Genomic DNA, 25,361 nt, shown 5'->3' on the forward strand with positions numbered 1-25,361 from the left:
TGGATCCCGGCATTCAGGAAAGCCAGCAGGCGGTCGACTACTTCGACCCGTGGCGCTGAATAGTTGCTGGCAAACGCATTGGCGCGCAACAGCATCGTGGCGCGGCTGACTTCTTCCGAGAACGGCTCACCGATACCGGCGCAATGTGCCTTGATCAGCTGGGTCTGGAACAACTCGATATGTTCGACCTTGATGCGGGTGTCTTTCAACAAGCCGACGCCGGTGTTGAAGCTGTACATCATCGGTGCTTCATCGTGCATCCAGGTCGATTCGATGTAATCGCGGCTTTCTTTCAGGGCGGCGCGTGAGGAGTCAGCCAGGGTCACAGGCAGATGCGGCGCACGGGCGACGTCGACTACTTGCTGCGCAGAAAGGCTAAAGCCGTCAATGTTGATGGTGGTATTGGTCATGTTCACATCCAAAGTAGAAATACAAAATAGGGATACAAAATAAATCCGTGTTCTTGCCGAGCCAAATGTCGACTACGGGTTTTCCTGGGTTTTCCTGTTTTTCTTGGTTTTTTTGAATAATACTCTTGAATTCAATTATTGCATACAATAAGTGAATGCATTATATTGAATCCGGGGCGCCGCTTTTCCAAGCTTGAATCGGGGCGATTCCAGACTTATAAATTGGTATAAACCAAACAAAACATTAGGAGACGAACGTGCGGCGCTTTTATAAATCACTGTTTGGCCAGGTGCTCATAGCACTTGTCATGGGAATTGCAGTCGGGGTGTTGTTCCCGAAATTCGGAGAAAGCCTGAAGCCTCTGGGCGACGGTTTTATCAAGCTGGTCAAGATGATCATCCCGATGATCGTGTTCTGTGTAGTGGTACATGGCATTTACGGCGCCGGCGAGCTGAAAAAAGTCGGCCGGGTCGGCTTGAAGGCGCTGATCTACTTTGAAGTGGTGACTACGCTGGCCCTGGTGCTGGGGCTGCTGTTGGCTTTTGTATTCCATCCTGGCGTCGGCATGAACATCAATCCCGACAGCTTGGACGCCAGTGCCTTGTCCAGTTATGTGGAAACCGCCAATAAGGTAAGAGGCAGCAGCTTTTCCGACTTCGTGATGAAAATCATCCCGAATACCGTGGTTAGCGCGTTTACCTCTGGCGACGTACTGCAGGTGCTGCTGTTTTCGATCATTTTCGGTTCGGCCTTGTCGCTGATCGGTGAAAAAGCGGCACCCATCATCACCATCGTGCACAGCATGTCGGATGCTTTTTTCAAATGCATGTCTTTCATCATCAGGCTGGCGCCGCTCGGCGTGTTCGGGGCGATTGCGTTCACGGTCGGTAAATATGGCGTCGGCTCGTTGCAACAGCTGAGTTTCCTGGTGCTTCTGTACTTCTTTGCGGTGGTGATTTTCGTCTTTGCGATATTGGGCACCATCCTGCGGCTCGCCGGTTTCAGTATCTTCAAGCTGATCAAATACCTGCGAGCGGAGCTGCTGGTGGTGCTGGCGACCGCGTCATCTGACAGCGTGCTGCCGCAGATCATGTGCAAGCTGGAATACATGGGCATCAAGGATTCCACTGTCGGCCTGGTGATCCCGACCGGTTATTCGTTCAACCTCGATGCTTTCTCGATCTACCTGACCCTGGCCGCCGTGTTCATCGCGCAAGCCACCAATACGCCGCTGGCGCTGACTGATTTGCTGGCAATTCTGGCGGTAGCCTTGATTACTTCCAAGGGCGCCCATGGCGTGCCGGGCTCGGCAATTGTGATTCTGGCGGCCACCTTGTCGGCCATCCCTGCGATTCCGGTGGTGGGGTTGGTGCTGGTGCTGTCGGTCGACTGGTTCATGGGCATCGCGCGGGCGCTGGGTAATCTGCTGGGTAACTGCGTGGCGACCGTGGTGGTGGCGGTGTGGGAAAAAGATATCGATAAGGTACGAGCGCATGCAGTCTTGAACGGCGAACGTCCACCTGCGTTGGGAGAAGATCTTGACGCAGCTAACCTGCAGATAGCGGCTGAGGGCAGGTCGCTGTAAATAGAAGACAGGCAGAAAACAGGTGCGCCAGACGCTATTTACGGTCGGGCGCAACCTTGGCAACCCATTCTTATTTTTTGAAGGCGCCCCATTTGCAAGTACAATTTTGAACTTTAGAACCCAGCTTCAAGGAAATCGATAACATGAGCCTGTCTTCCAGCCCATCTGGCGCCGACAGTTCTGACGATATAGCGGCCGATATCACGACCGCGATTGCCGAGCAGCGCCTGCCACCCGGCACCAAATTGCGGGAAGAGGCCCTCGCGCGCCTGTATTCCGTGAGCCGCACCAAGATCCGGGCGGCGTTGGTGATGCTGGCGAAAGACAAATTGATCGATCTGGTGCCCGACAAAGGGGCGTTTGTGAGCCGGCCGACTGAGGAAGAGGCGCGCCAGATATTCTTCGTACGACGTGTGCTGGAAGCTGCGCTGGTGCGCGAATTCGTAGCCAAGGCCGGCGCCGCCGATTATCAAATGCTTGAGCAGCACTTGCAGGAGGAACGCGAAGCGCTGTCCAAGGAAAATCCGCAAATCCGCTCCAAACTGCTGAGCGATTTTCACATTCTGCTGGCCCGCACCGTGGGCAATCAGGTCTTGACCGATGTACTGACCAAACTGGCCGGCCGCAGTTCGCTGATTACCATGTTGTACCAGTCCACCAGGGATGCGACATGTTCATCGGACGAGCACGTCGAATTCCTGAAGGCTGCGAAGGCCGGGGATACGGAAAAGGCAGTGCAATTGATGGCGCACCATCTGCATCACGTGGAGTCTGCCTTGCAATTCGAGATACCGCCGCCTGGCGGCAAGAAGGATTTCGTCAAGGCGTTGCTGGCTTAGTGTAGTGGTACCGAAGAGCGCCCGGTCGGCGCTTACATCTGTTTAAACAAATGGATAAAGCTGCGGCTCACTTCCAGTTTTTCTGTGTGTCCCTTTATCAGCACCTGATGGCGACCGCGCATGTCGCGGGTAATGCCGTCGATGGCATTGACATTGACCAGGGTGGCGCGGTGGATTTGCCAGAACAGGTCGGGATCCAGTTCTTCTGCCAGGTCGCGCACCGGTTTGCGGATCAACGCTTCATAGGTGGAGGTCTGGACGCTGGTGTATTTTTCGTCGGAACGGAAAAACAGGATCTCTTGCACTGGAATCAGCCGCAGCTGCTGGCCGATGCTGGCCTGTATCCATTGCAGATAAACCGGTTTGGTGGCGATCCCCATTTGCTTGGCGAGCTGGGTCAGCATCGAACCCATGTCGGTCGGCGTCGAGCTGAGCCGGGCCTTGAGGCGGGTGACGGTCAGGCCCAGGCGCTCGGCCTCGGCCGGTTTCAGAATGTAATCGACTGCGCCGCGCTCGAACGCTTCAATGGCGTATTCGTCATAGGCGGTAATAAAAACGATGTGGCTTTTGCCGCCGATTTCCTGCGCCGCCTGTAGTCCGGTTTTGCCTGGCATGCGGATGTCGAGGAAGGTGAAGTCGGGTTGCAGCTGGTCGACCAGCTCGATGGCTTCATCACCGTTTTTCGCTTCGCCGAGGATTTCCAGCTCCGGCCACGCCTGGCTCAGGCGCAAGCGGATCTGGTCGCGCATCAAGCGTTCGTCATCGGCAATGATAGCAGTAGGCATAGGCAACTATTCTAACAGGAGATTCAGCGTTTTTTGACCGATCCGGAACCCATGATGCTGGAGCGCACTTGCGGGTCGCCGCTATATGAGACGTCGCCGGAGCCGGCGGTTGAGACCTCGAGATTCTTGCTGGCGTAGACATGCGCATCGCCGCTGCCGACGATCGACACGCTGGTGTTTTCAGCGAGCAAACCAAAGCCGTCATAATCGCCGCTACCGGCAATCGATACCTTCAGATCGCGTGTCTTGCCTTTGACCTTGATGTCACCGGCGCCGGCGATAGAGGCGGCGACCGTGGGCGTGTTCAATTCTCCGCTGAGACTGCCAGAGCCGGATATGGCCATCTTGATGCTGTCTTTAGAACTCAATTTACCGACTACCTTGAGATCGCCGGAGCCGTAGATGCTCAAAGCGTTTACATCCGGCGTGCTCAGATAAACATTGATATCGTGACGGCTGCTGAAAGACGAATTGCGTTTCAGATGGACTTTCAACACTGAACCGCTGATTTCCAGCTCGACTAGCGGAACCAGGTTGGCTTCTGCTTCGATCACGGCTGGTTTTACCGGACCCTGGGTTAAATACACGTTCACAGCGTCCGCGACTTCCAGTTGCTGGAAACTACCTACCTGGCGCTCGACTCTGACTACTTCGGCAGCCATGCTGGAGCTGCTGCTGAGAGCGAGCAGGGGGACCAACGCTGCGGTAGCGATTGTAAAGATAAGCGCAAAACGCGAGATCGATTTCATAACCATTTTCCTCTTACTTGTAAAACTAGCCTGAATAATGGATTCACACAGGCTTGGCTTTGCTTGCACCGACTACTTGATATGGCACTTCAATGGTTGAACATACGCCGCTCGGACTGTTGGGCGCTATCTCCAGTTGTGCGGCGTTACCGTGCAGCAGTTTCAGGCGGTCGCGGATACTTTGCAATCCCAGGCCCGTGCCATTGCTGGGGAAGGCGCCAAAACCGAGGCCATCGTCAGTGACGCTGACACGCAACTGATTGTCGGCTACTTCTGCCTTGATACGCAAGTAACCACCTTCCGCCTTGCGCTCCAGGCCGTGCTTGATAGCGTTTTCCACCAGCGATTGCAGCATCATCGGCGGGAAGGCTGCGCTACGTAAGCCGTCGGACACTTGCAGGTCGACATTCAGGCGTTCTTCCATACGCATTTTCAACAAATCCAGGTAAGCCCGCACGATGTCGACTTCGCGGCCCAGCGTGGTGACGGTGGCGGTTTCCCGCATTTGCGGCAATACCGCACGCAAGTACTGGATCAGGCGTTTTTGCATGGCAGATGCACGTGGCGGATCGGTTTCGATCAGGTATTCAACCGACGCCAGCGTATTGAACAGGAAATGCGGTTCAACCTGGGCCTGGATCATCTGCATCTTGGCTTCCGATACTTCGCGTTGCAGGTTGGCGTGCTCGGCGGCAGCGTTGGCAGCCTGGGCACGCGCTTCAGCTCGTTTCTTGCCGCCCATCAGAGCCTTGGTGCCGAACAAGCCGATCAGCAGCAACAGTACAAAATTCACGAACCATTCAGAAGATTTTTTCTGGTAGCGGGCAACCTGCTGCTCGGCTTTTTCGGCGGCAGCTTCATGGATAGCGGCAATCGCGTCATTGATTGCCTGGTTGACATCCTGGGTAGCGTCCGGCGGCAGGCTCAAGTGCAGGCTGGCGGCATTATTGTTGGGGGCAGACTCGGCTGGTGGTGCAGGCGGCGCATCTGGTGCGGCTGGTGCAGCAGGAGGTGCCGGAGGCGCCGGCATCACCGCGGCACTCGCGGCATCGTCGCCATCATAGGTATAAGTGCCGGTATTGATATGAACGCCGGTGTCGTCAATCCGGATATCGGTTTTGCCATGGCCGGCCTTAGCCGATTTTGAGGTGTTGCCTTTATGTTTGCTGACTTTCTCGATGACGAGTTCGTCAGAAGAAAACAGCGTTTCCTGCAAAATCCCGGCAGCTGCCAGCATCAGCACTGCAAACAACAAGAACTTCCACCACGAAAGCTGCGTGACCCAGCTTGCAACTTTGTCGAATCCGCGCGACAAATAGGTCGAGGTGATCGCGGCATTTTTCTTGAATGTGGTGAGCGAATCAGGATTCATAGAGTAGGGATCAGTTGTGCGGCAACTCGAAAAGTTGTCGTCATTTTAAACGGAACGGGCGCAGCAGTCTGACCGTTTTGCTATAAAGCATCAAAGAGCGCTGAGCGCCTGCGAGCCGGTTTGCTCGGTTTTCTTACGTGCTACTTTCTTCATGGCTTGTGCCCGCTGTTGCTGCTGTTGCTGAGTAAAAGCGATTTTTTCCTCCGGTGTCATGCGTTTGCCGATAATCACGATGGGTGGCATCAGCAGCGGAATATCTTCAGACTGTGCGGCAGCTTTTTTAGCCGGTGCAGCTGCCATGGCTGGTGTAAAACTCGTGCTCAGGGCCGCTAACAGCGTGGTGGCGACCAATAATCTGGATACGGTGTTCATTTGCAATCTCCTGGTTTGGAACTGCGACGAAACAGCTATCAAGTTGGCGGCTTAGATGACGGCTTTCTTGTGGCTGGCTTCCTGCTGTGCCAGGACCGATTTTTGTTCCCGGTTCAGACGCTTGCCGACGACGGTGATCGTAGCCAGGTAGCCGTCCTGTTGTGCAAGGGCCAGCTTTTCTTGCGGGTTCAGGCGTTTGGCGACGATCGTCACGGTTTGCAGGAACTCTGGATGGCTTGGACGTTTGCCGATAATGGTGATGGTCGGCAGTGTGGAAATTTCAGTTTGCTGTGGTGCTGCTTGTGCCGGGGCGATGCTGCCAGCCAGAGTAGCGATGGACAGGATGGCGATCAGTGCTGTGCGTGCTGTGTTCATTTTGTTCTCCGTTAAGTGATTTGCAGGTGGCTGACGTTGTTGCATGTCGTCACTTTAGGGAGGGGCAGGGCAAGTCGCCAGCTGCTTGCGACAATCTGCAGAAATGGCGGAACAGAATACAAAAAAGCGCACCTGGAATGCAGCGGATTTAGCAGGCTCTTGACGAAACGATAGGGAGTCGACGCGGGGACGGGGGCTTTTTAGTGTCGTTGAACCACACTATTAATTGCCTAAAAGATAAATAAAATGCATGCCAAGCTGGAAATTAACTATTTCTCTTATGCAAATTCATTCTATGTACATGCTAAAAAGTTCGTTCTCTTTATAACAAACCGGTGAGATTATCTTCGCTCTTTAGCCGTATTTGTAATAAGAGGACGATGTATGATCGCCGCCGCGCTTACCAATCAAAGCCTTGCAAGCAAGCCCGCCACGCCGTTTCGCGTGATGCCGGGGTTTCGCCTGTCGCTGGGATTCACGCTGTTTTATCTGGCCCTGATCGTACTGATCCCCTTATCGGCAGTGTTTCTCAAAACCTTCACGTTGAGCTGGGACGGTTTCATCGCCGCTGTCACGTCGCCGCGGGTGATGGCGTCTTACCGCCTGACTTTCGGCACTTCATTGCTGGCGGCGCTGCTAAATGCATTTTTCGGCGGCATCGTGGCCTGGGTTCTGGTGCGTTACCAGTTTCCCGGCAAAAAATTGATCGACGCTCTGGTTGACCTGCCGTTCGCACTGCCGACGGCGGTGGCTGGCATCGCCTTGACCGCGCTGTATTCAAGCAACGGCTGGATCGGCCAGTATCTGGAACCGCTGGGCATCAAGGTCGCTTTTACACCGCTAGGCATATTGGTAGCGCTGACTTTCATCGGCTTGCCGTTTGTGGTGCGTACCGTGCAGCCGGTGCTGGAAGATGCCGAGAAAGAGCTGGAAGAAGCCGCCGCCAGTTTGGGCGCTAATCATTGGCAGACTTTTACCCGGGTGATTTTCCCGACTGTATTTCCTGCGTTATTGACCGGTTTCGCGTTGTCCTTTGCCCGCGCTACCGGCGAGTACGGCTCGGTCATCTTCATCGCCGGCAATATGCCGATGGTGTCGGAAATCACTCCTTTGTTCATTGTTACCAAGCTGGAGCAGTACGACTACGCCGGAGCGACCGCGATTGCAGTGGTGATGTTGACCGTGTCGTTCCTGTTGCTGCTGGCGATCAACGTATTGCAAGCCTGGACCCGCAAACGCGGCCAGTCGGTCAAAGTATAGGAGTCGGACTTGAGCGCTACTGCCAGTAATTTCAATTCGACTACCGCGGCTGCAACACCGGTTGCCAGGCCGCAGGCTAGGGGTGAGGCGATTCATGAGCCGATCCATGTGCCAAATGCCACCCTGGAGCCGTTGTGGGTACGCACCCTGTTAATGACGGTGGCGCTGTTGTTCCTCGCGCTGTTCCTGGTGGTGCCGCTGCTGTCGGTATTTGCCGAAGCGTTCAAGAAGGGCTGGGAAGCCTATCTGGCGGCAATCATCGAGCCGGATGCAATCAGCGCCATCAAGCTGACCTTGCTGACCGCCGCGATTGCGGTGCCGCTCAACTTGGTGTTCGGGGTCGCTGCGGCGTGGACAATCGCCAAGTTTGAATTCCGTGGCAAGAACATCTTGCTGACTTTGATCGATCTGCCGTTCTCGGTATCGCCGGTGATATCCGGCCTGATTTATGTGTTGTTGTTCGGCGCTCAAGGCTGGTTCGGCCCGTGGCTGCGCGAGCACGATATCAAGATCCTGTTTGCGGTGCCGGGCATTGTGCTGGCGACGGTGTTTGTGACTTTCCCCTTTGTAGCACGTGAGCTGATCCCGTTGATGCAGGCGCAGGGTAGCGAAGAAGAAGAGGCCGCCCTGGTGCTGGGCGCTTCCGGCTGGAAGACTTTCCGCCACGTGACTTTGCCGAATATTAAATGGGGCCTGCTGTATGGCGTGATCTTGTGTAACGCCCGCGCCATGGGCGAGTTCGGGGCGGTGTCGGTAGTGTCCGGCCATATTCGCGGCGAGACCAACACGATTCCGTTGCAGGTAGAGATTCTGTACAACGAATACAACTTCCAGGCAGCGTTTGCCGTGGCGTCGCTGCTGGCGTTTCTGGCGCTGCTGACCTTGGCGTTGAAATCGTTCATCGAATGGCGTTTGCGAGAGACGGTGCTGCCGCATAACGCGGGGCATCAGACAGGACAGGAGCAGGCATGAGTATCCAGGTAAGCAACATCAACAAGCGCTTCGGTGAGTTTGTCGCACTGAATAATGTGTCGCTGGAATTTCCGACAGGAGAACTGACCGCGTTGCTGGGACCATCCGGCTGTGGCAAGACCACCTTGTTGCGCATCATCGCCGGTCTCGAAGCGCAGGATAGCGGCCAGGTCTTGCTGGAAGGCGAAGATGCCTCGTCGCGCCATGTACGTGAACGCCAGGTCGGCTTCGTGTTCCAGCACTATGCCTTGTTCAAACATATGACCGTGTTTGAAAACATCGCCTTCGGCCTGCGCGTCAAGCCACGCGCCCAGCGTCCCAGTGAAAGCGCGATTCGTGAAAAAGTGACCAGCTTGCTGGAACTGGTGCAACTGGATTGGCTGGCCGATCGTTATCCGCCGCAATTGTCCGGTGGCCAGCGCCAGCGCATTGCACTAGCGCGAGCACTGGCGGTGGAGCCGCGCGTGCTGCTGCTGGATGAGCCGTTCGGTGCGCTGGATGCAAAGGTGCGCAAGGAATTGCGGCGCTGGCTGCGGCGTCTGCATGACGAGTTGCACGTCACCAGTATTTTCGTGACCCACGATCAAGAAGAAGCGCTGGAAGTGGCGGACCAGATCGTCTTGATGAACAAGGGTAATGTCGAGCAGGTGGGCGCACCGCAGCAAGTCTATGAAAACCCTGCATCGCCATTCGTCTACGGCTTCCTTGGCAACGTCAACCTGTTCCACGGCCGTGTGCACGAGGGCGTGCTGGATACCGGCGGCGCCACTTTCGACGTACCCGAACACGCCGCGGCGCAAGATGCGAAAGGTATCGGCTATGTGCGGCCGCATGACCTCGACATCGATCGCTACACCAGCGGCGCCGAAGGAATCGTGGTGCAACTGCGGCGGGCCCACGCAATCGGGCCGCTGGCACAGCTGGAACTGGAACGCAGCGATGGCGCCGATGCCGGTCTGATCGAAGCGGTCATCTCCAGCGAGCGCTTCAGGCAGCTCAATTTGAAAGACGGCGAAACCTTGGTGGTGCGGCCGCGCCGCCTGCAAGTGTTCGTCGACGATCAGGCTACACAACAAGCTACACAGTAAGGAGAAAAATATGAATTTCCAACAATTACGCTCGATCCGCGAAGCAGCGCGCTGCGGTTTCAATCTGACTGAAGTAGCGAATGTCTTGTTTACCTCGCAGCCTGGAGTCAGCCGCCAGATTCGCGAGCTGGAAGAAGAACTCGGCGTCGATATTTTCATCCGCAACGGTAAGCGCCTGATCGGCTTGACCGATCCCGGAAAAGGGATTTTGAAGATCGTCGAAAGGCTGCTGCAGGAAGCGGAGAACCTGCGCCAGGCCAGCCAGGAGTATTCGGGCGAAACCAGCGGCACCTTGACCGTCGCGGCCACTCATACGCAGGCGCGCTATGCCTTGCCGCGCGTGGTGCAAGGTTTCCGCGCCAGCTTTCCCGATGTCCGCATCGCCTTGCAACAAAGCTCGCCGGAACATATTGCCGACTGGGTGATATCGGGCAAGGCCGACGTCGGTATCGCCACCGAGGGTCTGACCCAGTTCAAGGAATTGATTTCCTTTCCGTGCTATGAATGGAGCCACGTGCTGGTAGTGCCGGAGAATCATCCTTTGCTGGAAATCAACGGGCCGATCAGCCTGGACGATCTGGCGGCGTATCCGTTGATTACCTACGATGTCGGTTTTACCGGCCGCGGCCATATCGACGCTGCCTTCAGCAAGGCCGGCATCTCGCCCGATATCGTATTGACGGCGATGGATTCCGACGTCATCCAGCAATACGTATCGCTCGGCCTGGGCGTCGGGCTGGTGGCCTCGATGGCTACAGAACATAGCCGCCAGAATGGCTTGCGTTCGATATCGGTATCGCATCTGCTGGCATCCAATGTGACCCGGCTGGCAGTGCGGCGCGGGGCTTACCTGCGTTCTTACACGTATGACTTCATCTTGCAATTCGCACCGCAGCTGAAACGTGAGGATATCGTTGAAGCTTTGCAGGCAGAGCCGCATGGCGCTGGCAGCAACACGGTGCACAAGGCTGATTTTGAGCCGCGCATCTTGAAAATCGCCTGAATCGAGCGCACCCTCTAAACCCGGTTACGGCGCGCCCGAGTCACGGCGTTGTCACATTCGGGCGCTACGATTTCGTTTGTCTCCTCCGATCCTCCCCGGATTCGGATTTAGCCCGCTACCGCAAGGTCAGCGGGCTTTTTCTTTGCGCGTTTCTGTACCACTGTCGGAAAAAGTCATTAAATCAATAGCTTAGTGAATTAGCAGGGTAGTTATCCACAGGGCTACTCACAATTTCTGTGGGTAACTCAAGCCGCGTGCCAGCCGCTTGCGGCATCTCATAGGCCCCGCATTGTTGGCTATAATCGATGGCTTGGATGTCCGCTGTAGCGCATGATTTTCAAGCTCAGCCCGTCAGGCTCAGCGCGTCAAGCCCAGCCACTCATTGGAAAACAATAAATTTATGGCCTCATCCCCGGAAAACCTCAGCATGGCAGTGTTCTGCGACTTCGAAAACGTCGCGCTCGGCGTGCGTGATGCAAAATACGAGAAGTTCGACATCAAGCCGGTGCTGGAGCGCCTCCTGCTGAAGGGCAGCATCGTCGTCAAGAAGGCTTACTGCGACTGGGAGCGTTACAAAGAGTTCAAGGCCACCATGCACGAGGCCAATTTCGAGCTGATCGAAATTCCGCATGTGCGCCAGTCCGGCAAGAATTCGGCTGACATTCGCCTGGTGGTGGATGCACTCGATCTTTGCTACATGAAATCGCACGTCAATACCTTCGTCATCATCAGCGGCGACTCCGACTTCTCGCCGCTGGTTTCCAAATTGCGCGAGAACGCCAAGCAAGTGATCGGCGTCGGCGTCAAGCAATCGACTTCGGACCTGCTGGTTGCCAACTGCGACGAATTTATTTTTTATGACGACCTGGTGCGTGAGAGCCGGCGCACGGCCGCAAAGCGCGGTACGCGGGAAGCGCAGCCGGCTGCCAAACGTTCGCCCGATGAAGAAAAGCGCCGCAAGGCAGAGTTGGACGCGCGCAAGAACCAGGCGATCGACATGGCCGTTGAGACTTTCGATGCGTTAGTGTCCGAACGCGGCGACAGCGGCAAGATTTGGGCATCCGTGTTGAAAGAGGCGATCAAACGCCGCAAGCCCGACTTCAGCGAGTCATACTACGGTTTCCGTGCCTTCGGCAATTTGCTGGAAGAAGCCCAGGCACGCGGCCTGCTCGAATTCGGCCGTGACGAGAAATCGGGGACATACGTATATCGTAGTAGCGGCACTAATGGCAATAGCGGCAGCACGATTGCCAGCGAAGTCGCAGCGGAACAGCCGGCGCCACCGTCGTTGCCGCTGCCGGAAGTAAGCGAAGCCACAGCAGTTTCCCCGACGGTAGCAGCGGCGGCTGAAGATAACGGCGTCAAACCGGAAACCCGCCGCAAAGGGCGTGGAGGCCGCAAGCCGGCTGAAAAGAAAGTCGCAGCGGCTGCGCCGCAAGTTGTTGCACAAACTGTCTCGCACGGCGCCAATACAGCGCTGGAAACGCCGGCAGCTGTCGAAGCGCCGGTTCTGCCACAGGAAGAAGCTCCGGATAACACGGTAAAAACGGCTCGCAAGCCCGCCGCACGTAGCCGGCGCCCGCGTAAATCTGAAGTGAAGCCGGACGATGCTTGATGAAGGACGGCTGCGATTTTGTATTTCTAGGGTAGCGGTGATACCGCTACTCCGCTTGCTGCATATTCTGGTGTCTACGATTGAAGGACCGCACGCGGTCAATTGCGGTCCTTCAAACTTGCGCTTCATAGTCTTCAATGCTACCCACAAAAAAGCCCGCAGTTACGTGGGCCTTCAAGTATCTGCAACTGTCACATACAGCCAACACCATGCCTCAGATCATTCCTGCTCAATTATCAAGTAGCCTCTAGGGGGCAGCATTTGATTGGATTTCAAGATCACTATCTTTCCAAATGTGACAAAATGCCATCTCCCGATAATTTGATGGAGAACGTTACTAGTTGTTATCGCTGAACGGATCCCGCGATTGTGCAAGTCGCTTGTTTACCTCTAATAATCTCAAGCGACAAAACTACAACTCAAATTTTTATTGATGCGCTTTGCCGTGTGTATGTGTTTTTCCCTTATGCGCTGTTTTGTGAGTTAAACCCTTTTGGCTTTCGCGGTCTGCTGAACGCTGCAATCCCTTGTCGCGGTCAACCGCATTAATCCCATTCGTGTTTTTCAGCCCTTCACTACTGATGTGCTGTGAAGACGTGCTGCCGAAATGCCCACTACCTCCCCCTCCACCACCTCCAGCGCGAGCAAAGGTGGCGACGCTAGCCGTGCTCAAAAGAATAGCGGCACCGATAATGCATGCATTTTTAAACATGATTTTCCTCTTTGATGAAGTTGAGTCGTCTTGCAGATGCCTACGAATAAGCGGAAAACAGCATCAGGCATGCTTATTTCGCCGGTACTACAGCTTCATTAGCGCTCAAATTCAACGTGGGGTGGACGTATTAAGTGTATTAGATGTATCAAATTGTTTCCACGCTACACTTTGCCGTATGGAACAATATACTTCGCTGCATGTCATAGTCGTCATGCAATTCGCATTACAGAAACATAGGATTTGTAAATCATTGTGTATTAATACAAACTGATTACAAATATCGACAACCGCACTAATCAATCTGCCGGGATGGGCGCGTGCTCATAAAAAATTGATTAGTCAAGCACAGGAAAAAAACATGAAAAAAAATTTTGCGTTGCTCTGCTTTGTCGCATTTTCCTTACAGGGTTGTGCTGTCTACGGGCCGGATTTCCCTGGTGTCATAGTAGCGCCGGAAGGCCGCGGACAAGGCGGCCCCGGTAATGGATTCTGCCCGCCAGGGCAAGCCAAGAAAGGTAACTGCTAAATACCCGATAAGGATGATCGCTCGGCCGGGAGCTGAGGGCGGTCGTCACGACCTCGGAAGATTTTGGGGAGCTAACTACGTTACGGGCTGTGCTTAATGCGCTACCTATCCAGCATCCATTAATAATAAGGAGATATCATGAAAAATCCTGCACGTACTCTATGCTTATCGGGCGCAATGTCGACTGTGATATTACTAGCGGCCTGCGGCGGTGGCGGTGGCGGCGGCGGCGGCGGTGCCCCGGCGACCGGGACCTTGGGCGTAGCGCTGACCGATGCGCCGTCCTGTGGATTTGATGCAGTCAATGTCACCGTTGACAAAGTGCGGGTGAATCAAAGCGCAACTGCCAACGAAAACGATGCCGGCTGGACGGATATTACGCTCAGCCCTGCGCGCAAAATCAATCTTCTTAACCTGACCAACGGCGTTCTGGAAGACTTGGGCCAGATACCTTTGGCGGTGGGTCACTATACGCAGTTGCGCCTGGTGCTTGATCCAAACACCGGAACCGGCCTAGCCAACTCGGTGATCCCATCCGGTACAAGCACGGAAATTTCACTCGATACGCCAAGTGCGGTACAAAGCGGCATCAAGCTGATTAACGAATTCGACGTCGCGTCTGGACAACGTACGGATCTGGTACTTGATTTCGACGCCTGCAAATCCGTTGTGACCAAGGGAAATGGAAAATACGGGTTGAAGCCGGTGATTAGTGTGATTCCCACGGTTGTGAATGGCATCGACGGTTTCATCAACCCTGCTTTATTGAATAGCAACGTCGCGGTGTCGGCGCAGCAGAATGGTACGGTAGTGCGTTCCACGGTGCCGAACGCCACAACCGGAGAATTTTTCCTCGCACGCCTTGTGCCGGGCAACTATGACGTCGTGATCACTGCGAACAACCGTGCAACAGCCGTCATTGCTACCGTGCCGGTTGCCAGCACCACCAGCACCGTCGTGGTCAGCAGCAATAGCACGCCGATCGATTTGCAATTAGCGGCCACGCCGCCAAACGCCATCAGCGGCACGATAACATTAAATCCGGTCAGCACAACGGCAGTTGCCTATGCAGCGGCCAAGCAAAGCTTCTCGGCCGGCCCAACGGTGACGGTTAAATACCAGGGCGCTGATGTGGTCAGTGGCGCATATACGTTATCAAACCTGCCCGCAGTGGCGCCGCAGCTTGGTCAATATACTGTTGCGTTACCGATCATGTTTGCAACGCAGTCAAACACCACTCCCGGCACTGGCAAGTATGTAGTTGAAGCCTCGGCGGTTGGTTATGTAACTCAATCAAATCTCTCGGTAAACGTCACGACGACTAGCCAGTCCGCTATCAACTTCACGCTGACACCGTAATCATTTCCGAGGAACCCGGCGCGCACTCCTGAAAAGTGCGCGCTGTTTGTACAAACCGATTATTGTCAATTCCAGTCGTTGGGGTTCACTTCAGCCCTCCTTAAGTCACGCGTAATGAGCTCGTCGTGCGATGCGGATATCGTTGAACGTCCGGTATTCGGTTGAGTGAATGTCTGCAACGGGTCGTGTGCTGCTGGTCGCAACATGCATTGGTTGGTCATTCATGAGCAGTGAGGTCAACGCCATCAGGATATATCAGCGTGGACAGGTACAGTAGCTCAGTCAGAACCGGCGCAGCGGTCAATTTGCATCCGCGCCCGCAACTTGCCTTAGCTTTTCTGACGCAGCGCCGCTGCACATTCACGCACTAACGCCGGGCCACGATAAATCAGGCCGCTATATAGTTGCACCAGTGACGCTCCTGCGGCTATTTTGGATTGCGCATCGGCGCCGCTGAAAATCCCGCCGACGCCGATGATAGGCAGCGCATCGCCCAGCTCGCCGTGCAACTGCCGTACAACGCTGGTGGATAACGCCAATACCGGCGCACCGGACAAACCGCCGGCTTCATTCTCATGTTGCAGGCCCCTGACGGCGTCGCGGCTGATGGTGGTATTGGTGGCGATTACGCCATCTATCTTATGCCGCAGCAAGGCGTCGGCGATGGTCTTGATTTGTTCCGCATCGATATCCGGTGCAATTTTCAACGCGATAGGGACATAACGCTTATGCTGGTCAGCCAGCTTTTGCTGCGCTTGCTTGAGCTGCGACAGCAGGGCGTCGAGTTCCGATGCGCCTTGTAACTGGCGCAGGTTCTTGGTGTTGGGCGAGGAAATGTTGACAGTAACGTAGCTGGCGTAGGGATAGACTTTTTGCAGGCAGTGCAGATAGTCTTCAGCGGCGCGCTCGATCGGGGTATCGGCATTCTTGCCGATATTCAGTCCCAGCACACCTTGCCGCTCCTGGTAAAACCTGGAAGCCTGGACATTGGCGACAAAGGCGTCGACGCCGCCATTATTGAAACCCATGCGATTGATGATGGCGTTGGCGGCTGGCAGGCGGAACATGCGCGGCTTGGGATTGCCGGGTTGCGCCCGCGGCGTCACCGTGCCGACTTCAATCGAGCCGAAGCCGAGCGCCGCCAGGCCGTCGATATAGGCGCCGTCCTTGTCCAGGCCGGCTGCCAGGCCGACCGGATTGGGGAAAGTGATGCCCATCACCGTGCGCGGATCGGCCGGCGTCTTGCCTAACAGCGAAGTGAGCCCCAGTGCAGCGGCCCGGCGCAGTGCCGGCAGGGTCAGATTGTGGGCGGATTCCGGATCGAGTGAGAACAGGGCGGGGCGGGCGAAGGCGTACAGAAGTTTGGCTGGCACGGTAGGCTGCTATATAAGGTATAAAGATGACGCAATCAGGATGAAGCAGTCAATGAAACAATCGAAAACAGGCGCAGCAAAAACTGCGGTGGCTATTTTAGCGCACTCCACTCCCCTTGCCGCAGTGCTTCAAGCGGCTGGAAGTTGATTTTATAAGCCATTTTCGGACTTTCTTTTATCCAGTAGCCAAGATAAACGTAGGGCATGCCGAGCTGCCTTGCCTGGCCGATTTGCCACAATACGTTGTAGGTGCCGTAAGAGGCGCCCGGCACGTCAGGATCATAAAAGGTGTACACCGACGACAAACCATCGTTCAGCACGTCGATAATGCTCACCATGCGCAAGGTGCCGTCAGTATCCCGGAATTCGACCAGGCGGGTATTTACCTTGCTCTGCAGCAGAAACTGGGCGTACTGGTCGCGGCTATCCTGGTCCATGCCGCCGCCGCTGTGGCGCGCAGTCTGGTAGCGCAGGTACAGGTCGTAATGTTCATGCACATATGCCAGGTTGGTGACCAGTGTGGTCAGATGGCTGTGCCGTTCCCAGGCACGGCGCTGGCTGCGATTCGGCTGGAACGATGCCACCAGCGTCCGCACCGGCGTGCAAGCCTGGCAACCATCGCAATACGGCCGATAGGTAAAAATGCCGCTGCGCCGGAAACCGTTCTTCACCAGTTCGGAATAGACATCGGCGTTGATCAGATGCGACGGCGTCGCCACCTGCGAACGCGCCTGGCGATGATCCAGGTAACTACATGGATAGGGCGCGGTGGCGTAAAACTGCAGGGTCGAAAAGGGCAGATCTTTTAAGTGCGTCATGTGCGTTCCGGCTAATGACATATAACTGATAATTTACACTGTAATTCCGGTTTGCATAAGAGCTTTAATCGCAGAACAAGGACCGCGTAGGGTGGGCACATCGTGCCCACGCGTGAATTGACTCCGCGCACATGCGCCCATTTCTGTGCCGCGGGGGTCTGTACTCCGGTTATCGCGGTCACGCGTGGGCACAATGGCGTGCCCACCCTACATTCCGGTTTGCATAAGAGTCTTAATCAGCAAACAAAGGCACCGGCCGCCAGTTGTGGATTTGCGGGTGGGCGATGGCTTGCTTCAGGTGCAGCAGAAACTCGCTGCGGCTTATCGGCTGGGCGCCAAGCGAAGCCAGGTGATCAGTCTGTTGCTGGCAATCGATCATTGTCACGCCATGCTGGCGCAGGAAGTACACCAGGTAAGCCAGGGCGATCTTGGAAGCGTCGCTGACCCGGGTAAACATCGATTCGCCATAGAACATCTGGCCGATGCTGACTCCATACGCGCCGCCCACCAGCTTGCCGTCCAGCCATACTTCGGCCGAGTGCGCGTAACCGAGCCGGTGCAGGGCGCGGTAGCCGGAAACAATGTCTTCCGAGATCCAGGTGCCGGCGCCATCGCGGCGCGGCGCCGCGCATTCGCGCATCACTTGCTCGAAGGCGAAGTCGAAGCGGATCTGCCAGCGCCGGTCTGTGGCAATGCTGCGATGCACCTTGCGCAAGGTTTTGCGCAAACTGGCCGACACCGCGAATTGTTCCGTCTTCAGCACCATGCGTGGATCGGTACTCCACCAGAGAATCGGCTGGTTCTCGGAAAACCAGGGGAAGATGCCATGCCGATAAGCATCCAGCAGGCGTCGCGGCGACAGATCGCCACCGGCCGCCAGCAGGCCGGCGGCACCGTCCTCTTCGGTCAGTGCTTTGGAGATATCGGGAAACGGGCTGTCCAGTTCAAGCCAGGGGATCATCGCGGCTCCGCTGGTGTTTTACTTAGGCGCTAAGCCAGCGCGCATCGGTTTGAAAATAGCTTGCGTGTGCAAGCTGAAATGACCATCTTCCTGACGGATTTTCTTGATGTCGGCAAAGAATGAGCGCAGGGTGATTTCGACGGTAGGGAAGGCGATTTCATCCCATGGGATCTCGGCTTCGGTGAACAAACCCACTTCCAGGCTTTCAATACCGGCTGCGTAATCCAGATCCAGCAGGGTGGCGCGATAGAACAGATGCACCTGATGTACATGCGGTACGTTCAGCAGCGAAAAAAGCTCATGCAGTTCGACCCGTGCGCCAGCTTCTTCCAGAGTTTCGCGGCGCGCCGCATCGTCGGTGGTTTCACCGTTTTCCATGAAGCCGGCCGGCAGCGTCCAGTAACCGTATTGCGGTTCGATGGCACGTTTGCACAGCAGCACGCGCAGTTCGCCATCCCGTTCCCATACCGGGACAGAGCCAACCACCATTTTCGGATTTTGATAGTGAATGCTGCCGCAGTTGCTGCAGACATAACGCATGCGGTTGTCGTCCGGAGGAATCTGCAGGGTGACGGGATGCGCACACTCGGAACAAAATTTCATAGGCAGCGATAGATAGTATTAATAGGCAATTTAAACATAGGCAATTTAAACGTGCTGTTTAAACGGGTAATTTAGACAGGCGAGAAACAAATTCCCGATCGTGTCGAACTGGAATATCTCAGCATAGTTCAGGACAACCGGGTAGTTTGGGAGTTTAGCATCGCCCAATCGTTATGGCCGCTCTTAATCCAATTGTCCATATTGGTTGCATTGCACTGCAATACACTATATACTTTCATTCTTCAGACGCGGGGTGGAGCAGTCTGGCAGCTCGTCGGGCTCATAACCCGAAGGTCGTAGGTTCAAATCCTGCCCCCGCAACCAGTTACAGTAAGAAGGCTAGCAGTAAAACGCTATTCTTACGCATCAGGCCTTAAGTGGAAAACGCTTAAGGCTTTTTATATTCAGACGCGGGGTGGAGCAGTCTGGCAGCTCGTCGGGCTCATAACCCGAAGGTCGTAGGTTCAAATCCTGCCCCCGCAACCAACGCAGAATAAGAAATTATTCTTGCTCAAAAAGCCCCAAGTGCAACGCACTTGGGGCTTTTTGTTTTTCTGATCTGGTTCGATTCATCAGTGAATGCAACGCTGCGCGGTCCCGCCATCTTGCGTTTCATCCAAATAAGTCGCGTTGCTGATAACTGGTCGTGGATCTTCCTGCTGAAAATGCAACTTTGTGCGTTCACGCGTGACTATCGTCTGGGTAAGGTCGGTCTTTTCGGTTGACTGTTTTTCACCGCTTTGGCGCCGGCTGTGTGCCAAAGCGGTGTTGCAAAAAAACTACCAATCCGAACTGGCATTGATGGCATATTTGATAGCGATCCTGCTGAGTAAATTGGCTGCAGATCTGTCTAAGCCTTGGTTTCTCCGGCTTGCTCTAGCCCTTCGGAAAAACGTTAACCCTTGGCGTCAGAGGCAACCGCTTCCGCAACGGCTTGCAAGTGCTCCAGCAATTTGATGGCAGCCAATAACTGCTGCTTGTCTACGTTACCCAGCAACTCTTTGCGGACAGCATCCGCCTCGATCATTACCTTGCCATACAGCTGGTTGCCGGTCTTGGTCAGCACCACCAGCTTGACGCGCCGGTCACGCGGCGACTGTTCGCGCACCGCCAGTTCCGCTTTTACCAGGCGATCAATGGTTGACACCATCGTCGCCGCTTCAATCCCGAGCCGGTTCGCCAGCTCGATCTGCGACAGCGGCTCGTCCGCTTTGGCCAGCATCGCAACGGCGGTCCAGCTAGCCTGGCTCAGGCCAAGATATTTCAGCCGCCGGTCGACCGCCAGCCTCCAGGCACGCGCGGTGTTGTGCAAGGCGCCGGAAAATTGTTCTTCAAGGGTATTCGAATTCAAAGCCATCTGATTTTTGGTTGCCTGTTTAATGTTGGGTAGTCTAGCAGAATGCACTTGCGCGCTATCCATGGATCGGATCGCGCCTGGCCTCGGCCTCAAGCAAATCCGGGTTACCCAAAAGAAATCTCAAAGAGCTTGTTTTCCAATAAAAAGCATACTACAATTTTACTTAGATAGCTAATGATTAGCTATATTATTATCAGGATTGAAATTGCTAATCATGGAAGAATGCTTCATTCCGGCTCTGTGTAAATTGCACAATGCCACTGATATGCCGGAAGCGCCGGATGCAGTAGTGGGGGCACGGCGATGAGCAGCGCTGCACCCGGCGCTGCACCAGGTCCCGATACCGCCATCAATCGCCCCATGATCACGATTTTCATCATGCTGGCGACTATCATCCAGGCGTTGGACGGCACCATCGCCAACGTGGCCCTGCCGCATATGCAGGGAAGCTTGTCCGCATCGCAGGACCAGATTACCTGGGTGCTGACCTCCTACATCGTGGCGGCGGCAATCACTACACCGCTTACCGGCTGGCTGTGTGATCGCTTCGGTCAAAAAAACGTTTTCCTGGTTTCCATTGCCGGCTTCACCATCGCTTCGATGGCGTGCGGTGTCTCCATGTCGCTGGCGCAGATCGTCGGCGCCCGGCTGCTGCAGGGAGTGTTCGGCGCCGCGCTGGTGCCGCTGTCGCAGGCGGTGCTGCTGGATATCAATCCGCGTGAAAAGCACGGCTCGGCCATGGCGGTGTGGGGCATGGGCGTGATGATAGGCCCGATCCTCGGCCCGACCCTGGGCGGCTGGCTGACCGATAGCTATAACTGGCGCTGGGTGTTCTTTATTAATGTACCTATCGGCTCGCTGGCCTTTTACGGCATCTTGAAATACATACGTTCCACCACCGCTGCGCGCCGCATGAACTTTGACATGTTCGGCTTCGCTACGCTCAGCATCGCCATCGGCGCCTTGCAAATGCTGCTTGACCGTGGCGAACAGAACGATTGGTTTTCGTCGCGCGAGACATGGATCGAAGCGATTGTGCTGACCATGAGCTTTTCCTATTTTCTGGCCCACACTGCGCTAAGGCCTGCCGGAAAATCGTTCTTCGACTACCGGTTGCTGAAGAATTCCAACTATGTGACCGGCTTGTTGTTCATCTTCATCGTCGGCCTGGTGCTGTTCGCCACGCGTGCGCTGACGCCGTCGATGCTGCAAAGCCTGATGGGTTATCCGGCGAGGATCGCTGGCCTGGTGACGGCGCCGAGCGGCTTCGGCACCATGATGGCGATGCTGGTAGTGGGGCGGCTGGTGGGCAAGGTGGATCTCCGGGTGCTGCTGGCGATCGGGTTTTCGGTTACTGCATTCTCGTTGTGGCAGATGTCGCGCTATACGCTGGTGCTGTCACCCAGCGATATCGTCTGGCCGGGCGTGATCCAGGGAGTTGGCCTGGGCCTGGTGTTCGTGCCTTTGAGCGCGGCGACGTTTGCCACGCTGACACCGGAAATGCGCGCCGAAGGCACTGCTATCTACAGCCTGATCCGCAATATAGGCAGCAGCATCGGGATCGCGCTGGTGCAGACCTTGTTGGTGCGGAATACGCAAATCGCGCATTCGTCGCTGGTGGAAAAAATTTCCGGCACCAGCCCCGCTTACCAGGATGCCATGGTGGCTTCGACTTACAACCTGGCGACGCAATCCGGCCTGGAAGTGATCAACGGCGAGGTCACCAGGCAAGCGTCGATGATCGCTTATGTCAACGATTTCTGGCTGATGCTGATCATGACCTTGATGGTGATTCCACTGTTGCTGCTGATTCGTCCGCCAAAGGCCAGCATGCCGGTGGCAATGGATCATGCGGCAATGGACTAATGGCATGACCTGGCAAATAAAACGAAGCAGCCCTCAAAGCAGAGAAGATTTCACCGTGCATATATCTATATTAAAACCATCGACATTAAAACCGCTCGCTTTGTCCCTGGCGATTGCCCTGGGCGTTGCAGCTTGCGCCACAGTTCCGCTTGACCGCAATACCTATCCGCAGCAGGATCTGGCAAAGGTGCAGTTGGCGTCGGACATCAAGCTGGTCAACGAAGGCTGGCCGAGCAAACAATGGTGGACCCGTTACGGTGATCCGCAGCTCAATCGCCTGATCGCCCAGGCGCTGGCGAGCAGCCCGACACTGGAAATTGCCGCCGCCCGTATCGATTCGGCGCGCACCACGCTGGCGTTCAACCGTGCCGACAAGGGGGCGAACGTGAATTTGAATGCACAAAGAAATCGCCAGCGTTATTCCAGTAATGGCTTGTTCCCGGCGCCGATAGGCGGTGCTTATTTCACTGAGACGACCGTGCAGGTACAAGCCAGTTACGACTTTGACTGGTGGGGCAAACATCGGGCGCAGATTGCCGCTGCACTGGGCGACGTGAATGCGCAACGGGCCGACTATGCGCAAGCGGAGCAGATACTGGCCGCCGCGACGGCGCAAAGTTATTTTAATCTGCAAGGCGGCTGGGCGCGGCTGGAAAATCTGCGGCAGAGCATCGCCACGCAAAGCGACATCGTCGCGGACGCCACCAAACGTGTTGCGCACGGGCTTGCAGCGATAGACCAGCAACGCATGGCGGAGAGCGAGCTCAGTTCACTCAACAAGCAAGCCGCGCAACTTGCGGCACAGACCTCCATCGAGCGTGAAGCGCTGCGCGCCCTGGTGGCCGGCGACAGCAACGCGCTGGCCGACTTGAAGCCGCAGAAGCTGACAGATATTCCGCACGCACTACCAGACAGATTGGGCATGGAGCTGCTGGCGCGCCGGCCCGATTTGCAGGCTGCGCACTGGCGCGTGGAAGCGTCGCTGAACCGGATCGAAGCGGCGCAAGCAGCATTTTATCCTGACATCAACCTGAGCGCTTCGGCCGGGCTGGATTCGATTTCAATGAGTAATTTCCTGAGTGCGGCCAGCCGTACCCTGTTCGTAGGGCCGACCTTGTTGTTGCCGCTATTTGACAGCAAGCGGCTGGATGCGCGTCTGGAATCTTCTCGTTCCGAACGCAACGGACTGATCGCAGACTACAACCAGAGCGTGTTTAATGCGGTGCGCGATGTCGCGCAACAAGCTATCAGCGTGCGCGGCATACAGAGCCAGATCGGGCGCCAGGACGAGGTGATGCGGACCAGCCGGGATCTGCTGAAAACCGCGCAGGCAAAATTCAGGCAGGGACTGACAGATCGTAACGCGTTGCTGAACGCTACGTTGTCTTTGTCAAGGCAAGAAGATGAAAGCCTGCAGTTGCATAACCAGCAGTTGCAGGCAGAGGTGTCGCTGATCAAAGCCTTGGGTGGCGGTTATCGGATGGACAGCGTGGACAGCGCAGATCCACACGCGTCACTTACCCAGATCTCAAAATAAAACGGACTAATCGCAATGACGACAGCTACTCAAGACCTACCAAATTCCGGCAAACGCAAGCTCGTGTTGCTGGGCATGACCCTGGTGTTCATCCTGATCGGGGTCGCCTGTGCAATTTATTACATGTTGGTGTTATCGAAAGAGGTGGATACCGACAACGCCTATGTTGGCGGCAACCTGGTCAATCTTTCTTCGCAAGTGTCTGGCAATGTACAGGAAATCCGCGCCGATGAAACCCAGATGGTACAAGCCGGTGCGGAACTGATCAAGCTTGATCCGATCGATGCCGACGTTGCGCTGAGCCAGGCCGGCGCGCGCTTGGGCACGACGGTACGGCAGTTACGCGAGCGCTACTCGAATGTCGCCCAATACGATGCAACCATAGAGCAGCGCAAGCTGGTGTTGCGCGATGCCAGCGACGACCTGGCGCGCCGCTTGCCACTGGCGGCTGACCATGCCGTATCCGGTGAAGACATTGCGCACGCCAGGCAAGCCGTGGAAAACGCCAAGGCGTCACTCCAGGTTGCAGTTAAACAGGCGGATGCCAACCGTGCCGGCATTGCCGGCGTCAGCATGGAACAGCATCCCAATGTGCTGGCGGCGAAGGCCGACTTTGTGCAGGCATGGCTTGCCGTGCGGCGCAATGCGATTCTGGCGCCGGTGACGGGTTATGTGGCAAAACGCAGCGTCCAGGTCGGCAACAGGGTAACTCCGGGCACCGCCATGATGTCCATCGTGCCGCTCGATCAGCTTTGGGTGGATGCCAATTTCAAGGAATCCGAACTCAGGGATATCCGGGTCGGCCAGAACGCCAGCATAGAAGCGGACGTCTATGGCAGCAAGGTGGTTTACCATGGCAAGGTGCTGGGTTTGTCGGCGGGTACCGGTAGTGCCTTCTCGCTGCTGCCTGCGCAAAATGCGAGCGGCAACTGGATCAAGGTGGTGCAACGGGTGCCGGTGAGGATTTCGCTCGACGCCAAAGAACTGGCGAAGCACCCGTTGCGAGTGGGCCTGTCGACTATCGTCACGGTAGATATCAGTCATGCGGATGGCCCGATGCTAGGGGCGCCCATGCCTGCAGCACCTGTGTATTCTACGCAGACGCTAAGCCAGCCGGTGCCGGAAGCGGAATCGGCGGCCGACATAATCATCAGGAAAAACCTGGCCGGGTAAGAGTTGAAAAAAAGCCCCGTTCAAACATGAACGGGGCTTTTTAACGTAGCGCTTCTCAATGTGGACCCCACGGGCTGGACCAAGGTTACTTGAGAATCTAAGCCGCTGGCAGAGTGTGTTGTACCTCGAATTGGTTAGGTGATTGATAGTCCAGCGCTGAATGCATGCGCCGTTCGTTATAAATTTTTGGTCTTGTTTTGGTGCGATCGATATGTCAATAAGGTATTGTTTATATTGGTTTTTATTGAAATTTGGCAGGCTGCTTTTTTGATAAGTGGACTGGTCGCTTTTTTCGGCCGAAATTAGTTAAATAGGGTCAGAGTCTGACCCTTCCCCTCAAATAATCGATAAAAATCAAAGGGCTAATGATTTTGAATTGTCAGTTGCATGCATGAGCTGTTAACTTTCTCCTACGTAGCGACCAAACTGCGACAGAGAAAGAGCACTCATGCATGCAAGAAGAATCATACAGAAATTGTTGGAAGAAAGGTGTCCTGGTGTTCACGCCAAACGGGCACAAAGCGTGGCTGCGTTGGTTCAGGCAGCGCTACAAGGTGGGTTAAGTTTGATGGGCTTGAGCCGGCATTTGGACAGTGCCACACCGATACGTCATCGTATCAAACGCTGCGATCGCCTACTGGGCAATA

At 55.5% G+C, this 25,361-nt stretch carries 24 protein-coding genes and 2 tRNA genes; 14 read left to right on the top strand and 12 right to left on the bottom strand.

The window, feature by feature from the left end; genetic code table 11:
• Positions 1 to 410, bottom strand: a 410-nt coding sequence (locus BM029_RS23460; RefSeq protein WP_139217330.1) for an aromatic amino acid lyase, incomplete at its 3' end; no start/stop codon positions are given.
• Positions 411 to 667: 257 nt separating this feature from the next.
• Here BM029_RS23460 and BM029_RS23465 point away from each other — a divergent pair.
• Positions 668 to 1,996, top strand: coding sequence for a C4-dicarboxylate transporter DctA (locus tag BM029_RS23465; protein WP_092440218.1), 1,329 nt, complete (start codon positions 668 to 670; stop codon positions 1,994 to 1,996).
• A 143-nt stretch (positions 1,997 to 2,139) separates the two neighbouring features.
• Positions 2,140 to 2,835 (top strand): GntR family transcriptional regulator, encoded by a 696-nt coding sequence (locus BM029_RS23470; protein WP_092440220.1) that lies wholly within the window; start codon positions 2,140 to 2,142, stop codon positions 2,833 to 2,835.
• Positions 2,836 to 2,867: 32 nt separating this feature from the next.
• Here BM029_RS23470 and BM029_RS23475 read toward each other — a convergent pair whose 3' ends face one another.
• The 5 genes from BM029_RS23475 to BM029_RS23495 form a co-directional block, all read right to left on the bottom strand.
• Entirely contained in the window at positions 2,868 to 3,620 is a 753-nt protein-coding gene (locus tag BM029_RS23475; protein WP_092440222.1) for a LytR/AlgR family response regulator transcription factor, read from the bottom strand.
• 23 nt (positions 3,621 to 3,643) lie between these two features.
• On the bottom strand, positions 3,644 to 4,369 hold the full coding sequence (locus tag BM029_RS23480; RefSeq protein ID WP_170851205.1) for a head GIN domain-containing protein: 726 nt from the start codon (positions 4,367 to 4,369) through the stop codon (positions 3,644 to 3,646).
• 43 nt (positions 4,370 to 4,412) lie between these two features.
• Positions 4,413 to 5,741, bottom strand: coding sequence for a sensor histidine kinase (locus tag BM029_RS23485; RefSeq protein WP_092440226.1), 1,329 nt, complete (start codon positions 5,739 to 5,741; stop codon positions 4,413 to 4,415).
• 90 nt (positions 5,742 to 5,831) lie between these two features.
• Complete coding sequence (locus BM029_RS23490) at positions 5,832 to 6,113, bottom strand: hypothetical protein (protein WP_092440228.1); 282 nt, start codon at positions 6,111 to 6,113, stop codon at positions 5,832 to 5,834.
• A gap of 51 nt (positions 6,114 to 6,164) precedes the next feature.
• The gene (locus BM029_RS23495) at positions 6,165 to 6,488 is read right to left on the bottom strand and encodes a hypothetical protein (RefSeq protein WP_092440230.1); all 324 of its coding nucleotides are present in this window, start codon (positions 6,486 to 6,488) and stop codon (positions 6,165 to 6,167) included.
• A gap of 384 nt (positions 6,489 to 6,872) precedes the next feature.
• Here BM029_RS23495 and cysT point away from each other — a divergent pair, with 384 nt between their 5' ends.
• The 5 genes from cysT (at position 6,873) to BM029_RS23520 (ending at position 12,426) form a co-directional block, all read left to right on the top strand.
• Complete coding sequence (gene cysT, locus BM029_RS23500) at positions 6,873 to 7,748, top strand: sulfate ABC transporter permease subunit CysT (RefSeq protein ID WP_092440232.1); 876 nt, start codon at positions 6,873 to 6,875, stop codon at positions 7,746 to 7,748.
• Positions 7,749 to 7,838: 90 nt separating this feature from the next.
• Entirely contained in the window at positions 7,839 to 8,720 is an 882-nt protein-coding gene (gene cysW / locus BM029_RS23505) for a sulfate ABC transporter permease subunit CysW (RefSeq protein WP_092440256.1), read from the top strand.
• Entirely contained in the window at positions 8,717 to 9,808 is a 1,092-nt protein-coding gene (locus tag BM029_RS23510; RefSeq protein ID WP_092440234.1) for a sulfate/molybdate ABC transporter ATP-binding protein, read from the top strand. Before cysW ends, BM029_RS23510 begins: the two co-directional genes overlap by 4 nt.
• A gap of 10 nt (positions 9,809 to 9,818) precedes the next feature.
• Positions 9,819 to 10,811 carry a CysB family HTH-type transcriptional regulator gene (locus tag BM029_RS23515; RefSeq protein ID WP_092440236.1) on the top strand — a complete coding sequence of 331 codons (993 nt, stop codon included), beginning with the start codon at positions 9,819 to 9,821 and terminating at the stop codon, positions 10,809 to 10,811.
• Between the two features lie 400 nt (positions 10,812 to 11,211).
• A complete protein-coding gene (locus BM029_RS23520; RefSeq protein ID WP_092440238.1) occupies positions 11,212 to 12,426 on the top strand; it encodes an NYN domain-containing protein in 1,215 nt (404 codons plus the stop codon).
• 427 nt (positions 12,427 to 12,853) lie between these two features.
• Here the strand turns inward: BM029_RS23520 and BM029_RS23525 are convergent, their stop codons facing one another.
• The gene (locus BM029_RS23525; protein ID WP_211482529.1) at positions 12,854 to 13,138 is read right to left on the bottom strand and encodes a hypothetical protein; all 285 of its coding nucleotides are present in this window, start codon (positions 13,136 to 13,138) and stop codon (positions 12,854 to 12,856) included.
• 361 nt (positions 13,139 to 13,499) lie between these two features.
• On the opposite strand from BM029_RS23525, the gene BM029_RS26000 reads away from it, so the two are divergent.
• Positions 13,500 to 13,667 carry a hypothetical protein gene (locus tag BM029_RS26000; protein ID WP_170851206.1) on the top strand — a complete coding sequence of 56 codons (168 nt, stop codon included), beginning with the start codon at positions 13,500 to 13,502 and terminating at the stop codon, positions 13,665 to 13,667.
• A 138-nt stretch (positions 13,668 to 13,805) separates the two neighbouring features.
• Positions 13,806 to 15,026, top strand: a complete 1,221-nt coding sequence (locus tag BM029_RS23530) for a DUF4382 domain-containing protein (RefSeq protein ID WP_092440240.1) — start codon at positions 13,806 to 13,808, stop codon at positions 15,024 to 15,026.
• Between the two features lie 329 nt (positions 15,027 to 15,355).
• Here the strand turns inward: BM029_RS23530 and BM029_RS23535 are convergent, their stop codons facing one another.
• The 4 genes from BM029_RS23535 to BM029_RS23550 all read right to left on the bottom strand — a co-directional run bounded on the left by BM029_RS23535 (position 15,356) and on the right by BM029_RS23550 (position 18,781).
• Complete coding sequence (locus tag BM029_RS23535; protein WP_092440242.1) at positions 15,356 to 16,399, bottom strand: quinone-dependent dihydroorotate dehydrogenase; 1,044 nt, start codon at positions 16,397 to 16,399, stop codon at positions 15,356 to 15,358.
• 92 nt (positions 16,400 to 16,491) lie between these two features.
• A complete protein-coding gene (locus tag BM029_RS23540) occupies positions 16,492 to 17,217 on the bottom strand; it encodes an arginyltransferase (RefSeq protein WP_092440244.1) in 726 nt (241 codons plus the stop codon).
• Positions 17,218 to 17,449: 232 nt separating this feature from the next.
• Positions 17,450 to 18,178 (bottom strand): leucyl/phenylalanyl-tRNA--protein transferase, encoded by a 729-nt coding sequence (gene aat, locus BM029_RS23545; protein WP_092440246.1) that lies wholly within the window; start codon positions 18,176 to 18,178, stop codon positions 17,450 to 17,452.
• 18 nt (positions 18,179 to 18,196) lie between these two features.
• The gene (locus BM029_RS23550) at positions 18,197 to 18,781 is read right to left on the bottom strand and encodes an NUDIX hydrolase (RefSeq protein ID WP_092440248.1); all 585 of its coding nucleotides are present in this window, start codon (positions 18,779 to 18,781) and stop codon (positions 18,197 to 18,199) included.
• 247 nt (positions 18,782 to 19,028) lie between these two features.
• Between BM029_RS23550 and BM029_RS23555 the strand changes: the two genes are divergently transcribed.
• Positions 19,029 to 19,105: transfer RNA gene (locus tag BM029_RS23555), tRNA-Met, on the top strand.
• Positions 19,106 to 19,190: 85 nt separating this feature from the next.
• Positions 19,191 to 19,267 (top strand) — tRNA-Met (locus tag BM029_RS23560).
• 409 nt (positions 19,268 to 19,676) lie between these two features.
• On the opposite strand, the gene BM029_RS23570 is transcribed toward BM029_RS23560, so the two are convergent.
• Positions 19,677 to 20,132 (bottom strand): MarR family winged helix-turn-helix transcriptional regulator, encoded by a 456-nt coding sequence (locus tag BM029_RS23570; RefSeq protein ID WP_092440258.1) that lies wholly within the window; start codon positions 20,130 to 20,132, stop codon positions 19,677 to 19,679.
• Positions 20,133 to 20,441: 309 nt separating this feature from the next.
• On the opposite strand from BM029_RS23570, the gene BM029_RS23575 reads away from it, so the two are divergent.
• Genes BM029_RS23575 through BM029_RS23585 form a run of 3 tightly spaced genes read left to right on the top strand, consistent with a single transcriptional unit; the run spans position 20,442 to position 24,714 of the window.
• Positions 20,442 to 22,004 carry a DHA2 family efflux MFS transporter permease subunit gene (locus BM029_RS23575; RefSeq protein WP_092440252.1) on the top strand — a complete coding sequence of 521 codons (1,563 nt, stop codon included), beginning with the start codon at positions 20,442 to 20,444 and terminating at the stop codon, positions 22,002 to 22,004.
• Between the two features lie 55 nt (positions 22,005 to 22,059).
• Positions 22,060 to 23,541 carry an efflux transporter outer membrane subunit gene (locus tag BM029_RS23580; protein ID WP_244545195.1) on the top strand — a complete coding sequence of 494 codons (1,482 nt, stop codon included), beginning with the start codon at positions 22,060 to 22,062 and terminating at the stop codon, positions 23,539 to 23,541.
• A gap of 15 nt (positions 23,542 to 23,556) precedes the next feature.
• On the top strand, positions 23,557 to 24,714 hold the full coding sequence (locus BM029_RS23585) for an HlyD/EmrA/EmrK family protein (protein ID WP_092440254.1): 1,158 nt from the start codon (positions 23,557 to 23,559) through the stop codon (positions 24,712 to 24,714).
• Positions 24,715 to 25,361: the final 647 nt, after the last annotated feature.

The sequence above is a fragment of the Collimonas sp. OK607 genome (assembly GCF_900111995.1).
GTDB lineage: Bacteria > Pseudomonadota > Gammaproteobacteria > Burkholderiales > Burkholderiaceae_D > Collimonas.

What these genes read in the sequence shown, in the direction of transcription:
- BM029_RS23470 (WP_092440220.1), top strand. Translation starts at nt 2,140, where the DNA reads ATGAGCCTGTCTTCCAGCCCATCTGGCGCCGACAGTTCTGACGATATA.
- BM029_RS23475 (WP_092440222.1), bottom strand. Translation starts at nt 3,620, where the DNA reads ATGCCTACTGCTATCATTGCCGATGACGAACGCTTGATGCGCGACCAG.
- BM029_RS23480 (WP_170851205.1), bottom strand. Translation starts at nt 4,369, where the DNA reads ATGAAATCGATCTCGCGTTTTGCGCTTATCTTTACAATCGCTACCGCA.
- BM029_RS23485 (WP_092440226.1), bottom strand. Translation starts at nt 5,741, where the DNA reads ATGAATCCTGATTCGCTCACCACATTCAAGAAAAATGCCGCGATCACC.
- BM029_RS23490 (WP_092440228.1), bottom strand. Translation starts at nt 6,113, where the DNA reads ATGAACACCGTATCCAGATTATTGGTCGCCACCACGCTGTTAGCGGCC.
- BM029_RS23495 (WP_092440230.1), bottom strand. Translation starts at nt 6,488, where the DNA reads ATGAACACAGCACGCACAGCACTGATCGCCATCCTGTCCATCGCTACT.
- cysT (WP_092440232.1), top strand. Translation starts at nt 6,873, where the DNA reads ATGATCGCCGCCGCGCTTACCAATCAAAGCCTTGCAAGCAAGCCCGCC.
- BM029_RS23510 (WP_092440234.1), top strand. Translation starts at nt 8,717, where the DNA reads ATGAGTATCCAGGTAAGCAACATCAACAAGCGCTTCGGTGAGTTTGTC.
- BM029_RS23515 (WP_092440236.1), top strand. Translation starts at nt 9,819, where the DNA reads ATGAATTTCCAACAATTACGCTCGATCCGCGAAGCAGCGCGCTGCGGT.
- BM029_RS23520 (WP_092440238.1), top strand. Translation starts at nt 11,212, where the DNA reads ATGGCCTCATCCCCGGAAAACCTCAGCATGGCAGTGTTCTGCGACTTC.
- BM029_RS23525 (WP_211482529.1), bottom strand. Translation starts at nt 13,138, where the DNA reads ATGTTTAAAAATGCATGCATTATCGGTGCCGCTATTCTTTTGAGCACG.
- BM029_RS26000 (WP_170851206.1), top strand. Translation starts at nt 13,500, where the DNA reads ATGAAAAAAAATTTTGCGTTGCTCTGCTTTGTCGCATTTTCCTTACAG.
- BM029_RS23530 (WP_092440240.1), top strand. Translation starts at nt 13,806, where the DNA reads ATGAAAAATCCTGCACGTACTCTATGCTTATCGGGCGCAATGTCGACT.
- BM029_RS23540 (WP_092440244.1), bottom strand. Translation starts at nt 17,217, where the DNA reads ATGACGCACTTAAAAGATCTGCCCTTTTCGACCCTGCAGTTTTACGCC.
- aat (WP_092440246.1), bottom strand. Translation starts at nt 18,178, where the DNA reads ATGATCCCCTGGCTTGAACTGGACAGCCCGTTTCCCGATATCTCCAAA.
- BM029_RS23550 (WP_092440248.1), bottom strand. Translation starts at nt 18,781, where the DNA reads ATGAAATTTTGTTCCGAGTGTGCGCATCCCGTCACCCTGCAGATTCCT.
- BM029_RS23575 (WP_092440252.1), top strand. Translation starts at nt 20,442, where the DNA reads ATGAGCAGCGCTGCACCCGGCGCTGCACCAGGTCCCGATACCGCCATC.
- BM029_RS23585 (WP_092440254.1), top strand. Translation starts at nt 23,557, where the DNA reads ATGACGACAGCTACTCAAGACCTACCAAATTCCGGCAAACGCAAGCTC.